Source organism: Aeromonas sp. R7-5 (genome assembly GCF_040908015.1).
In the GTDB taxonomy this organism is placed as follows: domain Bacteria; phylum Pseudomonadota; class Gammaproteobacteria; order Enterobacterales; family Aeromonadaceae; genus Aeromonas; species Aeromonas caviae.
Window position 1 is genome coordinate 104236 of sequence record NZ_JBFOCZ010000012.1, and the last position, 12863, is coordinate 117098.

General features: G+C 64.0%; 10 protein-coding genes. 7 read left to right on the top strand and 3 right to left on the bottom strand.

The window, feature by feature from the left end; all coding sequences use genetic code 11:
- Nucleotides 1-184: 184 nt before the first annotated feature.
- The 5 genes from ubiH (at nucleotide 185) to gcvP (ending at nucleotide 7783) form a co-directional block, all read left to right on the top strand.
- Complete coding sequence (ubiH, locus tag AB5Y53_RS04460; RefSeq protein ID WP_368181219.1) at nucleotides 185-1408, top strand: 2-octaprenyl-6-methoxyphenyl hydroxylase; 1224 nt, start codon at nucleotides 185-187, stop codon at nucleotides 1406-1408.
- 100 nt (nucleotides 1409-1508) lie between these two features.
- The gene (locus AB5Y53_RS04465; protein ID WP_010675083.1) at nucleotides 1509-2729 is read left to right on the top strand and encodes an FAD-dependent 2-octaprenylphenol hydroxylase; all 1221 of its coding nucleotides are present in this window, start codon (nucleotides 1509-1511) and stop codon (nucleotides 2727-2729) included.
- 381 nt (nucleotides 2730-3110) lie between these two features.
- On the top strand, nucleotides 3111-4208 hold the full coding sequence (gene gcvT / locus AB5Y53_RS04470; protein ID WP_010675082.1) for a glycine cleavage system aminomethyltransferase GcvT: 1098 nt from the start codon (nucleotides 3111-3113) through the stop codon (nucleotides 4206-4208).
- 76 nt (nucleotides 4209-4284) lie between these two features.
- Complete coding sequence (gcvH, locus tag AB5Y53_RS04475; protein WP_010675081.1) at nucleotides 4285-4674, top strand: glycine cleavage system protein GcvH; 390 nt, start codon at nucleotides 4285-4287, stop codon at nucleotides 4672-4674.
- A gap of 232 nt (nucleotides 4675-4906) precedes the next feature.
- Nucleotides 4907-7783: an aminomethyl-transferring glycine dehydrogenase gene (gene gcvP, locus AB5Y53_RS04480; RefSeq protein WP_368181220.1), complete on the top strand. Its 2877-nt coding sequence runs from the start codon at nucleotides 4907-4909 to the stop codon at nucleotides 7781-7783.
- Between the two features lie 87 nt (nucleotides 7784-7870).
- Here the strand turns inward: gcvP and AB5Y53_RS04485 are convergent, their stop codons facing one another.
- The gene (locus AB5Y53_RS04485; RefSeq protein ID WP_368181221.1) at nucleotides 7871-8356 is read right to left on the bottom strand and encodes a VOC family protein; all 486 of its coding nucleotides are present in this window, start codon (nucleotides 8354-8356) and stop codon (nucleotides 7871-7873) included.
- Between the two features lie 228 nt (nucleotides 8357-8584).
- On the opposite strand from AB5Y53_RS04485, the gene AB5Y53_RS04490 reads away from it, so the two are divergent.
- Nucleotides 8585-9334 carry a class I SAM-dependent methyltransferase gene (locus AB5Y53_RS04490; RefSeq protein WP_319896124.1) on the top strand — a complete coding sequence of 250 codons (750 nt, stop codon included), beginning with the start codon at nucleotides 8585-8587 and terminating at the stop codon, nucleotides 9332-9334.
- Between the two features lie 124 nt (nucleotides 9335-9458).
- Here the strand turns inward: AB5Y53_RS04490 and AB5Y53_RS04495 are convergent, their stop codons facing one another.
- Entirely contained in the window at nucleotides 9459-9704 is a 246-nt protein-coding gene (locus AB5Y53_RS04495) for a hypothetical protein (RefSeq protein ID WP_368181222.1), read from the bottom strand.
- A 116-nt stretch (nucleotides 9705-9820) separates the two neighbouring features.
- On the opposite strand from AB5Y53_RS04495, the gene AB5Y53_RS04500 reads away from it, so the two are divergent.
- Nucleotides 9821-11140 (top strand): MFS transporter, encoded by a 1320-nt coding sequence (locus AB5Y53_RS04500; protein WP_368181223.1) that lies wholly within the window; start codon nucleotides 9821-9823, stop codon nucleotides 11138-11140.
- A gap of 71 nt (nucleotides 11141-11211) precedes the next feature.
- On the opposite strand, the gene ahpF is transcribed toward AB5Y53_RS04500, so the two are convergent.
- Nucleotides 11212-12798: an alkyl hydroperoxide reductase subunit F gene (gene ahpF, locus AB5Y53_RS04505; RefSeq protein ID WP_368181225.1), complete on the bottom strand. Its 1587-nt coding sequence runs from the start codon at nucleotides 12796-12798 to the stop codon at nucleotides 11212-11214.
- Nucleotides 12799-12863: the final 65 nt, after the last annotated feature.

A 12863-nucleotide genomic window follows, 5' to 3' on the forward strand; every position in this document is an offset into this window, starting at 1 on the left:
TGCCAGCCCAGCGGGCCAATGAAAGAGCGCATCACGGCGCTCTTTCTGTTTTACAAGGGCGAGAGCAGGGGAGGCACTCTGCTAAACCATGGTGCCAAAGCGGTTTTTTGCCCGTGGCTTCGCATCCCGTCCGCCACCTTTGTGGTAGGATTGGCCCACGTTTTTTCGCCTATGCCCTCTTCTCATGTCTCAATCTGATCTGGTTCACGTCGACGTGGCTATCGTCGGCGGTGGTATGAGCGGTGCCGTGCTGGCCCTCTCCCTTGCCGCCCTGAAAGGACAGGACGGCGCCCCCCTGCAGATCCTGCTGCTGGAGGCGAGTGCGCCCGAGCTCAATGCTCATCCCGGTTTCGATGCCCGTGCCATCGCGCTTTCCGCCGGTACCTGCGAGGCGCTGGCCCGTCACGGCCTCTGGCCGCACCTGGTGCCCCACTGCTCCCCCATCACCCATATCCATGTGTCGGATCGGAGCCACTGCGGCCAGACCCGGCTGTCGGCGGCGGAGTATGGCTTGCCCGCCCTCGGTCAGGTGATCGAGCTGTCGGCGGCGGGCATCGTGCTGCAAGAGGCGATCGCCGCCTGCCCGCAGATCCGTATGTTGTGCCCGGCCAGGCTTGAGGCCATCGACCCCGACGAGGGGGGAGTGACCCTCGCCCTGGAGGGGGGCGCGCGCTACCGCACCCGGCTGCTGGTGGCGGCCGACGGGGGCCACTCCTTCGTGCGCCAGCATTTCAAGATGCCGGTCAGTCGCCACGATTATGGTCAGAGCGCCATCATCGCCACCGTCAAGACCGCCGAGGATCCCGCCGGACGGGCCTTCGAGCGCTTTACCGACGGAGGGCCGCTGGCCCTGCTGCCCATGCAGGACGGCCTCTCTTCCCTGGTGTGGAGCGTCCCGCGGGACGAGGCACAGGGGCTGCTTGCACTGGATGACGCCGCCTTTCTCGCCCGTCTGCAGCAGGCCTTTGGCTGGCGCCTCGGGCGCATCGAGCGTACCGGCGTGCGCCACCTCTATCCGCTGGTGCTGACGGTGGCCGACTACCCCCTGGCCCAGCGCACCGTGCTGGTGGGCAACGCCGCCCACCTGCTGCACCCCATCGCCGGTCAGGGGTTCAACCTCGGCATGCGGGATCTGGACGTGCTGACCCGGACCCTGGCCCGTGCGCTCGCGGCGGGGGAAGACATCGGCGGCTTTGAGGTGCTAAGCGGCTACTGGCAGCAGCGGCGGGACGATCAGGCCCAGACCGTCTGGCTCACGTCCTCCCTGGCCCAGCTCTTCTCAAACCATCACGCTCCCCTGGTGGTGGGCCGCAATCTGGCGCTCTCCCTGATGGGCAGAGTGCCCTGGCTCAAGGCACCGCTCGCCTCCCGCACCCTGGGATTCGTGGACGAGGTGTGCGGCCAATAAGCGCTGTCGCCCCGGCGGCAAAGACGATTTCGAGCAAGAGGCACGCCTGTGGGCGTCGCCTCGCAGATCCTGGCGACTCGCCCGGAAAGGACACAAGAGAATGCAGATGCAAGATGTGGATGTGGTGATCGTGGGGGGGGGCATGGTGGGCCTGGGGCTCGCTGCCGCCCTCAAGAACCGGGCGATCAAGGTGGCCATCGTGGAAGGCCGGCTGCCCGATGCAACGCTCGGTGAGACGCCGGACAACAGGGTCAGTGCCCTGAGCCTCGCGAGTCAGCACATCCTGCAAGGGGTCGGCGCCTGGGACGGCATAGTGGCGCGCCGCCTGCAGCCCTACGAGAAGATGCAGGTGTGGGAGCAGGACAGTTTCGGCCACATCGATTTCGATGCTGCCAGCCTGCGTCAGGGGGCCCTTGGCCACATCGTCGAGAACCGGGTGATCCAGCTTGCGCTGCTGGACGCCATCGCGGGGGCCAGCAATATCCAGATGCTGACCCCGGCCCGGGCCACCAGCCTGCAGTGCGGGCCAGCGGGCGCCCTGCTGCTGCTGGAAGATGGCCAGGCCCTCTCGGCCAAGCTGGTGGTGGCCGCCGACGGCGCCCACTCCTGGGTGCGCCGTCAGGCCGATATCCCGCTCACCAGCTGGGATTACGGTCATCACGCCCTGGTGGCGACGGTGCGTTGTGCCGAGCCCCATGAGGCGGTGGCGCGCCAGATCTTCACCCCCCAGGGGCCGCTCGCCTTCCTGCCCCTGTGGCAGCCCGACCTCTGCTCCATCGTGTGGTCTGTGCCCGCGGCCCGCGCCGAGGCGCTCTGCGCCCTGGATGACGATGGCTTCAACCGCCAGCTCACCGCCGCCTTTGATGGGCGCCTCGGGCTGTGCAAGGTGGAGGGGGCTCGCAGCGCCATTCCGCTCACCGCCCGCTACGCCCGCGACTTTGCCCGCGAGCGCCTGGTGCTGGTGGGGGATGCGGCCCACACCATCCACCCGCTGGCGGGGCAGGGGGTGAATCTGGGCTTGCTGGATGCCGCCGCCCTGGCGGAGCAGATCCTCATTCATCACGGCAAGGGCGCGGACATCGGCCTGCTCGCCAACCTGCGGGGCTACGAGCGCTGGCGCAAGAGCGAGGCGGCGCGCATGCTGGCGGCCATGGAGGGGCTCAAGCGACTGTTTGCGGGCAGCAACCCCCTCAAGAAGCTGGTGCGCGGGGTGGGGCTTCGCGCCGTCGACGGTCTTGGCCCCCTCAAGCAGGGCATGATCCGGGCCGCCATGGGGCTGGATGGGGAGCTGCCCACCCTGGCCAAGGGTGAAAAAATCTAATCTTACCCCGGGGTTTTAACAAAAAAACTAATCTGACAGGGCGATATGACCCTTTGGGGGGTCAGCCTTTAATGTTGGCGAGAAGCGAAACGTTTTTCTGTAAATTGTGACGGGACGGTAAAAATCAACATTAAATCCCGCAATGGCGCGGTTTTGGCTGTTTTTATCACTGTTTTTGCCTTAGTGTCTGGTGTCAGTGAGTCGGGTGAGGATTAGTTTTTTTTGAGCGGTGCCCCGGCACGCTTGTCATATAATCCGCTCCGTTCAAGGAATCACTCCTGCCCGCCCGGGCGGGAACGAGCACAGAGCTTGTGGTCCGTAGTTCCCGACGAGCCGGGGCGGATTGCGAGTGTTGTCGCGAACGCTTAAGGAAACACAGCGATGATCCAGACTACTGTATTGCATCCGAAACACCTGGAAGCGGGTGCCAAGATGGTGGACTTCCACGGTTGGGAGATGCCCATCAACTACGGTTCCCAGTTGGAAGAGCACCATGTGGTGCGCACCGATGCAGGCATGTTCGATGTCTCCCACATGACCATCGTCGATTTGACCGGCGAGCGGGTCAAAGCCTTCCTGCAACACCTGCTGGCCAACGACGTGGCCAAACTCACCGTCCCCGGCAAGGCCCTCTACAGCGGCATGCTCAATCCGGAAGGCGGCGTCATCGATGACCTCATCACCTACTTCCTGACCGATACCTTCTACCGCCTGGTGGTGAACTCCGCCACCCGCGAGAAGGATCTGGCCTGGATCCGCCATCACGCCATCGACTTTGCCGTGAGCGTGACCGAGCGCCCCGAGCTTGCCATGATCGCGGTGCAGGGCCCCCACGCCAAGGCCAAGGCGGCCAAGGTGTTCACCCCCGAGCAGAATGCGGCGGTCGAAGGCATGAAGCCCTTCTTCGGTGTGCAGGCCGGGGATCTCTTCATCGCCACCACCGGCTACACCGGCGAAGATGGCTACGAGATCGTGGTTCCCCAAGAGAAGGCGTGCGATCTGTGGCAGGCCCTGCTGGACAACGGCGTGGCCCCTTGCGGCCTGGGTGCCCGTGATACCCTGCGCCTGGAAGCGGGCATGAACCTCTACGGTCAGGACATGGACGAGTCAATCTCTCCGCTTGCCGCCAACATGGCCTGGACCCTGGCCTGGGAGCCTGCCTCCCGCCAATTCATCGGCCGCGCCGCCCTGGAAGCCCAGAAGGCCGCCGGCAACCAGCCCAAGCTGGTGGGTCTGGTGATGGAAGAAAAGGGCGTGCTGCGTGCCGGCATGCCGGTCACTTTCACCAGCGAGAGCGGCGAAACACGGGAGGGGGTGATCACCTCCGGCTCCTTCTCGCCCACTCTGGGTTACAGCATTGCCCTGGCGCGGGTGCCCCGTGATATCGGCGAGCAGGCCCAGGTGGAGATCCGCAAGAAGCAGGTCACCGTGAAAGTCACCAAGCCGGCCTTCGTGCGCAACGGCCAGCCGCTGGTGTAATCATTGATTGCGGCGAGGGTTGACCTTCGCCGCCCCATTTTTGTTGAAGCGATCCAAGAGCATAAAGGAAGCACAAATGAGCCATATCCCGAGCGAACTGAAATATGCCACCTCCCACGAGTGGGTCCGTGTTGAAGCCAACGGCGAAGCCGTGGTCGGCATCACCGAGCACGCCCAGGATCTGCTGGGGGACATGGTGTTCGTCGATCTGCCGGAAGTGGGCAAGCAGGTGAGCGCCGGTGAAGATTGCGCCGTGGCGGAGTCCGTCAAGGCCGCCTCCGACATCTACAGCCCGGTGAGCGGCGAGATCCTGGCCGTCAACGAAGAGCTGGAAGGCAGCCCCGAGCTGGTCAACTCCGACCCCTACGGCGCCGGCTGGCTGTTCCGCATCAAGCTGGACGACGCGGGCGAGCTCGCCAACCTGCTGGATGCCGAAGGCTACCAGAACGTGGTGGACGAAGAGTAATGCCCCCGGGCCCTGCCAACACAGCAGGGCCCACTTGTATGATTGCCATCCTGCGGCCATGGCGGTTGCAGGAAGGGTGCAGCCTTTACGCCTTCGGGATGCCCTTGCCGCATTCCCCGTCTGCCCGCGGCGGACACAGAACATGAGTGGAGCCGGTATCGACCGGCTACAGGAACATCAGGTCTTGGTTATCAGGATGTCATGCCAGGACCTATTATCAGGAAATAGGGAAATGACCCAGTCACTGTTTGAACTCGAGCAAAAAACCGATTTCATCCGCCGTCACATCGGCCCGGGTGAGGAAGAACTGCGGGCCCTGCTCGCCACCGTGGGTGCCGAGAGCCTGGACGATCTGATTGAGCAGACGGTCCCCGCCGCCATCCGTCGTCCGGGGCCGCTTGGTATCGGCGCCCCCATGACCGAAGTGGAGGCCCTGGCCAAGCTCAAGGGCTATGCGGCCAAGAACCAGATCGCCAAGAGCTACATTGGCATGGGCTACCATGACACCCACGTGCCCCACGTCATCCTGCGCAACGTGCTGGAAAACCCGGGCTGGTACACCGCCTACACCCCCTATCAGCCCGAGCTGGCCCAGGGCCGTCTCGAAGCCCTGCTCAACTTCCAGCAGCTCACCCTGGATCTCACCGGCATGGATCTGGCGAGCGCCTCCCTGCTCGATGAAGCCACCGCCGCCGCCGAAGCCATGGCGCTGGCCAAGCGCATGGCCAAATCCAAATCCAACCTCTTCTTCGTGGCCGACGACGTTCACCCTCAGGTGATCGACGTGGTCAAGGAGCGCGCGGTCCACTTCGGTTTCGATGTGGTGGTCGGCCCTGCGGGCGAGGCCGTGAGCGAAGAGGTATTCGGTGCCATGTTCCAGTACCCGGGCACCACCGGCAATGTGACCGATCTGCGTTCCCTCATTGCCGCCGTCCAGGCCCAGAAGGGGCTGGCCTGCGTCGGGACCGACATGCTCTCCCTGCTGCTGCTCAAATCCCCAGGTGAACTGGGTGCCGACGTGGTGTTCGGCAGTGCCCAGCGCTTCGGTGTGCCCATGGGTTACGGTGGCCCCCACGCCGCCTTCTTCGCCACCCGCGACGCCTACAAGCGCTCCATGCCGGGTCGCATCATCGGCGTCTCCAAGGATGCCCGTGGCAAGAGCGCCCTGCGCATGGCCATGCAGACCCGCGAGCAGCATATCCGCCGCGAGAAGGCCAACTCCAACATCTGTACTGCCCAGGTGCTGCTGGCCAACATGGCGAGCTTCTACGCCGTCTACCACGGCCCGGTGGGGCTGAAAACCATCGCCTCCCGCGTGCACCGTCTGACCACCATCCTGGCGCTCGGCCTCACCGCCAAGGGCGTGGCCCTCAAGCACGGAAGCTGGTTCGATACCCTCACAGTACTGACGTCGGACAAGGCTGCACTCATTACCAAGGCCGAAGGGCTCGGTATCAACCTGCGTGCGGATCTCGATGGTGCGGTCGGTGTGTCCCTCTCTGAAACCACCACCCGAGGCGATGTGGCCGAGCTGTTCGACCTGTTCCTTGGGGCGGGTCACGGCCTCGATGTGGAGGCCCTCGACCAGGCCGCCCAGACGCATCACGCCATTCCGCAGGATCTGCTGCGCACCGACGCCGTGCTGACCCACGAGGTATTCAACAAGTACCACTCCGAGACCGAGATGCTGCGCTACATCCACCGTCTCGAAGCGAAAGATCTGGCCCTGAACTACGCCATGATTTCTCTCGGCTCCTGCACCATGAAGCTCAACGCCACCGCCGAGATGATCCCGGTGACCTGGCCTGAATTCGGCAAGCTGCACCCCTTCGCGCCGCTCAAGCAGACCCAGGGTTACCAGCTGCTGCTGGCAGATCTGGAAGACTGGCTGGTGAAAGTGACCGGCTACGATGCGGTCTGCATGCAGCCCAACTCCGGCGCTCAGGGCGAATACGCGGGCCTCTTGGCCATCAAGAAGTACCACGAGTCTCGCGGAGAGGGGCATCGCGATGTCTGCCTCATCCCGGCCTCTGCCCACGGCACCAACCCGGCTTCCGCCCAGATGGCGGGCCTCAAGGTCATCGTCACCGCCTGTGACAAGGCAGGCAACGTGGATCTGGACGACCTGCGGGCCAAGGCCGCTGAGGTCGGAGACCAGCTCTCCTGCCTGATGGTGACCTACCCCTCCACCCACGGGGTGTACGAGGAGACCATCAAGGAGGTGTGCGACATCGTTCACCAGTATGGTGGTCAGGTGTACCTCGACGGCGCCAACATGAACGCGCAGGTCGGGCTGACGGCGCCAGGCTTTATCGGCGCGGACGTCTCTCACCTCAACCTGCACAAGACCTTCGCCATTCCTCATGGCGGTGGCGGTCCGGGCATGGGCCCCATCGGCGTGAAGAAACACCTGGCGCCGTTCGTGGCCGGTCACGCCGTGGTCAAGACCGACAAGGAGAGCCGTGACAACGGCGCCGTGTCTGCCGCCCCGTTCGGCTCGGCCAGCATCCTGCCCATCAGCTGGATGTACATCGCCATGCTGGGGGACGAGGGGCTCAAGAAATCCACTCAGGTGGCCATCCTCAACGCCAACTACCTGGCCAAGAAGCTGGGTGAATCCTTCCCCGTGCTCTATACAGGTCGCAACGGTCGGGTGGCCCACGAGTGCATTCTGGATATCCGCCCGCTCAAAGAAGCCTCTGGCATCAGCGAGATGGACGTGGCCAAGCGGTTGATGGACTACGGCTTCCACGCGCCGACCATGAGCTTCCCGGTAGCGGGTACCCTGATGGTAGAGCCGACCGAGTCGGAATCCAAGCGCGAGCTGGATCGCTTCGTGGAAGCCATGACCGCCATCCGCGCCGAGATTGCCCGGGTGCAGGACGGTCACTGGAGCCTTGCCGACAACCCCCTGGTCCATGCGCCGCACACCCAGGACGACGTGATGGATGCAGAGTGGAACCGTGGCTACAGCCGCGCCGAGGCGGTCTTCCCATCCGACGCGGTGCGCGCCAGCAAGCTGTGGCCGTCGGTCAACCGCATCGACGATGTCTATGGCGATCGCAATCTGTTCTGCTCCTGCGTACCCACCGAGGATTACGCCAAGTAATGGCGGCGCCGTGAAGGGCTGACAGCCAATATGCACAAGGCCACCCCCAGGGGTGGCCTTGTTGTGTGCGGCGCCCGTGCGAACGGGCTACTCGCCCCGGCGCGCCGCCTCGATGGTGGCAATGTCAATCTTGTCCATCTGCATCATGGCCTCGAAGGCGCGTCTCGCTGCCTCGGGGTCGGGATCGCTTATCGCCTCGATGAGGACCTGAGGGGTGATCTGCCAGGAGATGCCCCACTTGTCCTGGCACCAGCCGCACTCGCTCGCCTGACCGCCGCTGTCGATGATGGCGTGCCAGTAACGATCCGTCTCGGCCTGGTCCTGGGTGGCCACCTGAAACGAGAACGCCCAGTTGTGGCGGACCCCGGGCCCGCCGTTGAGGCCGAGGCAGGGGATCCCCATCACCCTGAACTCGACCGTCAGCACATCCCCTTCCTTGCCGGCGGGATAGTCGGCCGGGGCCCGGTGTACGGCACCAATGGCGGAGTCGGGGAAGAGACTGGCGTAAAACCGTGCCGCCTCCTCGGCATCCCCGTCATACCAGAGGCAAATCTTGTTCTTGACTGGTCTCATTGTGTCGCAGCTCCATCCTGGTGTTTGTCCTTCGACGCCCGTGAGCGGGCGCCCCGATGGGTATCCTGCCGCCCGCAGCGCCTGCTGTTTTGCTGGGTGGCAAGCCAGCCTGTACGCCGTTTGCCACCCGCTTGGGGCTTGCATGATGGGGTCAAGTGTAGTGGCATGGGGATCCTGGTCACCAGGCCGGGAGCCGGCATGAAGGCCGCAGCAAGAGAGGAGTCTGCCATGGACAGTACCCAGCGATTCTCGACCCGGGTCGAGGCCTATGTGAAATATCGGCCCGGTTATCCCGCCGCCATGCTGGATTTTCTGGCAAGGGAGCTGGCCATGGGGCCAGAGGCCCAGGTGGCGGACATCGGCGCGGGCACCGGCATCCTGACCGCCCTGCTGGCCCCCCGGGTCGCGCGGGTCTGGGCGGTGGAGCCCAATGACGATATGCGGGCTGCCGCCAAACGGCTGCTCGCTCAGGTGGGGAACATCGGCTGGCTGCACGGCAGTGCGGAAGCCACGGGCCTGCCCACGGGGGCGATGGATCTGGTCACGGTCGCCCAGGCGTTTCACTGGTTCGATCGCGCGGCTTTTCGGCAGGAGTGCCAGCGGCTGCTCAAGCCCGGTGGCCGGGTCGCCCTCATCTGGAATGACAGGCTGACGAACACCCCGTTTCTCAAGGCCTATGAAGAGGGGCTGCACGCCTACTCGGGGGATTACGAGGAGGTCAATCATCGCAACCTCGGCGAGGCGGATTTTCGCGCCTTCTTCACCGGGGAGTTCCGGCTCGATCGCTTCGAGAACAGCCAGCTGTTCGATCTTGACGGGGTGCTTGGACGGCTCAACTCCTCCTCCTATGCGCCTGTGGCGGGCACGCCGGCCCACGATCAGATGACGGCGCTCGTTCGCCGCGAGTTTGCTCGCCATGCCGTTGACGGCAAGATAGCCTTCAACTATTGCACCCTGGTCTACAGTGGCCGGGTGTAGCACCGTTCAGCGCTGACATCCGCAGTGAAAAGGCCCCCGCCAGTGATGGCGAGGGCCTTGTTTCATTTTGGCGGTCTGTATCCGGGCGATGCGAAAGAGACCGTCGCGCGGCGAAGGGGCGGTATCAGCCCTGATCGATGCCGAGAATGGCCATGGCCTTGGCCAGTGTATCGACCGATTCCTGATGCTTGCCCGCGTTGTGCAAGGTCTCTCCGTCCGCTCTCAACTGCTTCACCTCGGCCAGTTGCTCGGCACTGAGGGCGGGGCCTGTGGCCAGGGCGTCGTCTATCTTCTTCATGTCCATGGGGCAGTGGAAGGCGAGGGCGCTGCCGCAAAAGAGCAGGGCTGCCAACAACAGCATGAGTCTCATCTTTCGGATCTCCATGTGGGGTTTCCGTCAAGCATAGCCCCGCAGGGGGAGGGCATTCGGGTTGAAGGGGGCGGGAGGCTGGGGCTACCATGACCCTTTTGTTGCGAGGAGGCTCCATGGCACTGACAAGGTTGCTGTCCCCCCTGACCAGTCTGGTGATCTTCATTCTGGGTCACGGTCTGTTCAATACCCTGCTGACGGTGCGTCTCTCCGCCGAGCAGGTGTCCGCCCAGGCCATCGGTCTGGTGTCGGCTGCCTATTTCGGCGGCCTGGTGCTGGGGACCTTCATCAATGCCCGCCTCATCATACGGGTGGGTCATATCCGGGCCTATGCGGCTTACGCCTCCCTGCTCTGTTTTCTGTTTCTGCTGCACGGCATGGTGGTGGAGCCTGTCACCTGGGCGGCGCTGCGGCTGATCGGGGGGTTTGCCACCGGCGGCCTGTTCGTGGTGCTGGAGTCCTGGATGCTGGTCTCAAGCACCCCTGCGAACCGGGGGTGGTTGATGTCCCTCTACATGATCCTGCTGTACGGCTCACTCGCCCTGGGCCAACTGCTGCTCAAGCAGGTGGACCCCATGGTGCTGACGCCGTTCGCCCTGTGCGCCATGGCGGCGACCCTCTCCGTGGTGCCTTTGGCTCTCTCCCGGGTGGCGACGCCGGCCATGGTGGCTCCCCAGCCGGTGGGAGTGCTGGAGCTGGTGCGCCTCACTCCGGCGGGAATGGGCAGCAGCTTTACCTCGGGCCTCATCCTCGGGGCCATCTATGGGCTGTTGCCGCTCTATTTCACCGACAGCGGCGCCTCCCTCTCCCAGGTGGCGGACATGATGGCGCTGGTGATCCTGGGGGGGATGTGTCTGCAATATCCCATCGGGCGTGCATCTGATCGTTACGACAGACGGTTGGTGATCCTGCTGCTCTGCGCCCTGCTGACCCTGATCGCGTTGCTGATGGTGCTGCTGCCGGAGCCCTGGCGCGAGCCAATCGAGGGGACTCTTGTCTTCCTGCTGGGGGGCATGGCGTTCTCCATCTATCCCTTGAGCCTCAGCCATGCTTGCGATGAACTGCGCCCGGATCAGGTGCTGGGGGCAAACCAGGGGCTGCTGCTTGCCTACAGCCTGGGAGCCATGACGGGTCCGCTGCTGGCCCCCTTTACCATGGCGACGTTCGGACCACAGGGGCTGTTCGTCTACTTTGCTCTGTGCGGTCTGCTGCTGTCGGCCTATCTCGGCTGGCGCAGGCGTAAGCGAGCCCCCATTCCGTTGACGGAGCACCAGGTCTTCATGCCGGTGCCCCCCAACACCCCCATGACGGCGGAGCTGGAGCCAAGAACGGATCTGGAAGGGGAGGCAGTGCCGGCGAGCTATGCCGCGCCTGATGCAGAAGAGAGAGCGGTGAGTGAAGAGGGGCAGGAGAGGGACGCGCCGCAAGGACGTTGAAGGCTGCCGACCCAACGACAGGGATAAAAAAACCGACTCCAGGGAGTCGGTTTTTTGTTGGGCGGCGGTTATCAGGCGGTCACGGCATCGGCCTGGGTAGCTTGTGTTTCCGGCGCCGGGTTGCGAATGAGGTAATCAAACGCACCCAGGGCGGCGGTGGCACCTGCCCCCATGGAGATGATGATCTGCTTGAACGGTACCGTGGTGGCATCCCCTGCGGCATAGACGCCGGGCAGGGAAGTGGCACCCTTGGTGTCGATCTCGATTTCGCCAAAGCGGGTCAGGGCAATCTCGCTTCCTTTGAGGAACTCGGTGTTCGGCACCAGACCGATCTGGACGAAGATGCCAGCCACCGCCAGATGCTTGATCTCGCCGGTGGTGCGATCTTCGTAGTCCATGCCCACCACCTTGCTGCCATCACCGATCACTTCGGTGGTGCGGGCGCTCATGATGATGTCAATGTTGCCCATGGAACGGGCCTTCTTCTGCAGCACGTCGTCGGCACGCAGAGTATCGGCGAACTCCACCACGGTGACGTGCTCGACGATGCCAGCCAGATCGATGGCCGCCTCGATGCCGGAGTTGCCGCCACCGATCACCGCCACGCGCTTGCCCTTGAAGAAGGGGCCGTCACAGTGGGGGCAGTAGGCCACACCCTTGGTACGGTACTCGAGTTCACCCGGCACGTTCAGGTCGCGCCAGCGGGCACCGGTCGCCAGGATCACGGCGCGGCTCTTCAAGGTGGCACCGGAGGCGAGATCCACGTTGACGTAACCATCCTTGCTGATGGCGGCGGCACGCTGCTCGGTGATCACTTCCACGCCGTACTGCTTGACGTGCTGCTCCAGGCTGGCTGCCAGCTTGGGGCCCTCGGTGTAGGGCACGGAGATGAAGTTCTCGATGCCGACGGTGTCCATCACCTGGCCACCGAAACGTTCGGCGACAATGGCGGTGCGAATGCCTTTGCGGGCGGCATAGATGGCCGCGGCGGCACCGGCCGGGCCACCGCCCACCACCAGCACGTCATAAGGCGCTTTTTCGCTCAGCTCTTGCGCCTTGCGCTCGGCAGCGCCGGTGTCGAGTTTGGCAACGATCTCTTCCAGCGAAATGCGGCCCTGGCTGAACGGCTGACCGTTCAGGTAGACGTTCGGGACCGCCATGATTTGACGCTCGTTCACCTCATCCTGGAACAGGGCACCGTCGATCATGGTGTGGGTGATGCCGGGGTTCAGGGTGGACATCAGGTTCAGGGCCTGTACCACGTCCGGACAGTTGTGGCAGGAGAGGGAAATATAGGTCTCGAAGTGGAAATCGCCCTTGAGGTTCTTCACCTGCTCCAGCACGGCCGGATCGGCCTTGGAGGGGTGACCGCCGCTTTGCAGCAGGGCGAGCACCAGGGAGGTGAATTCATGACCCATGGGAATGCCGGCAAAGTGCACGCGCGGGGCCTGGCCCTGGGGCGCGATGCTCATGGAAGGCTTGCGGGTATTGGTGCCATCGGTCAGGGAAATTTTGGGGGACATCTCGGCAATCTCGCTGGCCAATGCCAGGAGTTCGGCGGATTTGTCGCTGTCATTGCCGGACACGCTGATCTCGATGGGATTGACGATGTACTGCAAGTAACCGTTGAGTTGTTGTTTGAGGTTGGTATCTAACATGGTCGAATTCCTTCTTGCTGAATGCGGGTCGGCACGATGACCGGATACAGAAAACAGAGGTCCAC

Excerpts from the sequence above, each read along its gene's own strand:
- AB5Y53_RS04500 (WP_368181223.1), top strand. The coding sequence starts at position 9,821 with ATGGCACTGACAAGGTTGCTGTCCCCCCTGACCAGTCTGGTGATCTTC.
- AB5Y53_RS04490 (WP_319896124.1), top strand. The coding sequence starts at position 8,585 with ATGGACAGTACCCAGCGATTCTCGACCCGGGTCGAGGCCTATGTGAAA.
- gcvT (WP_010675082.1), top strand. The coding sequence starts at position 3,111 with ATGATCCAGACTACTGTATTGCATCCGAAACACCTGGAAGCGGGTGCC.
- gcvH (WP_010675081.1), top strand. The coding sequence starts at position 4,285 with ATGAGCCATATCCCGAGCGAACTGAAATATGCCACCTCCCACGAGTGG.
- ahpF (WP_368181225.1), bottom strand. The coding sequence starts at position 12,798 with ATGTTAGATACCAACCTCAAACAACAACTCAACGGTTACTTGCAGTAC.
- ubiH (WP_368181219.1), top strand. The coding sequence starts at position 185 with ATGTCTCAATCTGATCTGGTTCACGTCGACGTGGCTATCGTCGGCGGT.
- AB5Y53_RS04465 (WP_010675083.1), top strand. The coding sequence starts at position 1,509 with ATGCAGATGCAAGATGTGGATGTGGTGATCGTGGGGGGGGGCATGGTG.
- AB5Y53_RS04495 (WP_368181222.1), bottom strand. The coding sequence starts at position 9,704 with ATGAGACTCATGCTGTTGTTGGCAGCCCTGCTCTTTTGCGGCAGCGCC.
- gcvP (WP_368181220.1), top strand. The coding sequence starts at position 4,907 with ATGACCCAGTCACTGTTTGAACTCGAGCAAAAAACCGATTTCATCCGC.
- AB5Y53_RS04485 (WP_368181221.1), bottom strand. The coding sequence starts at position 8,356 with ATGAGACCAGTCAAGAACAAGATTTGCCTCTGGTATGACGGGGATGCC.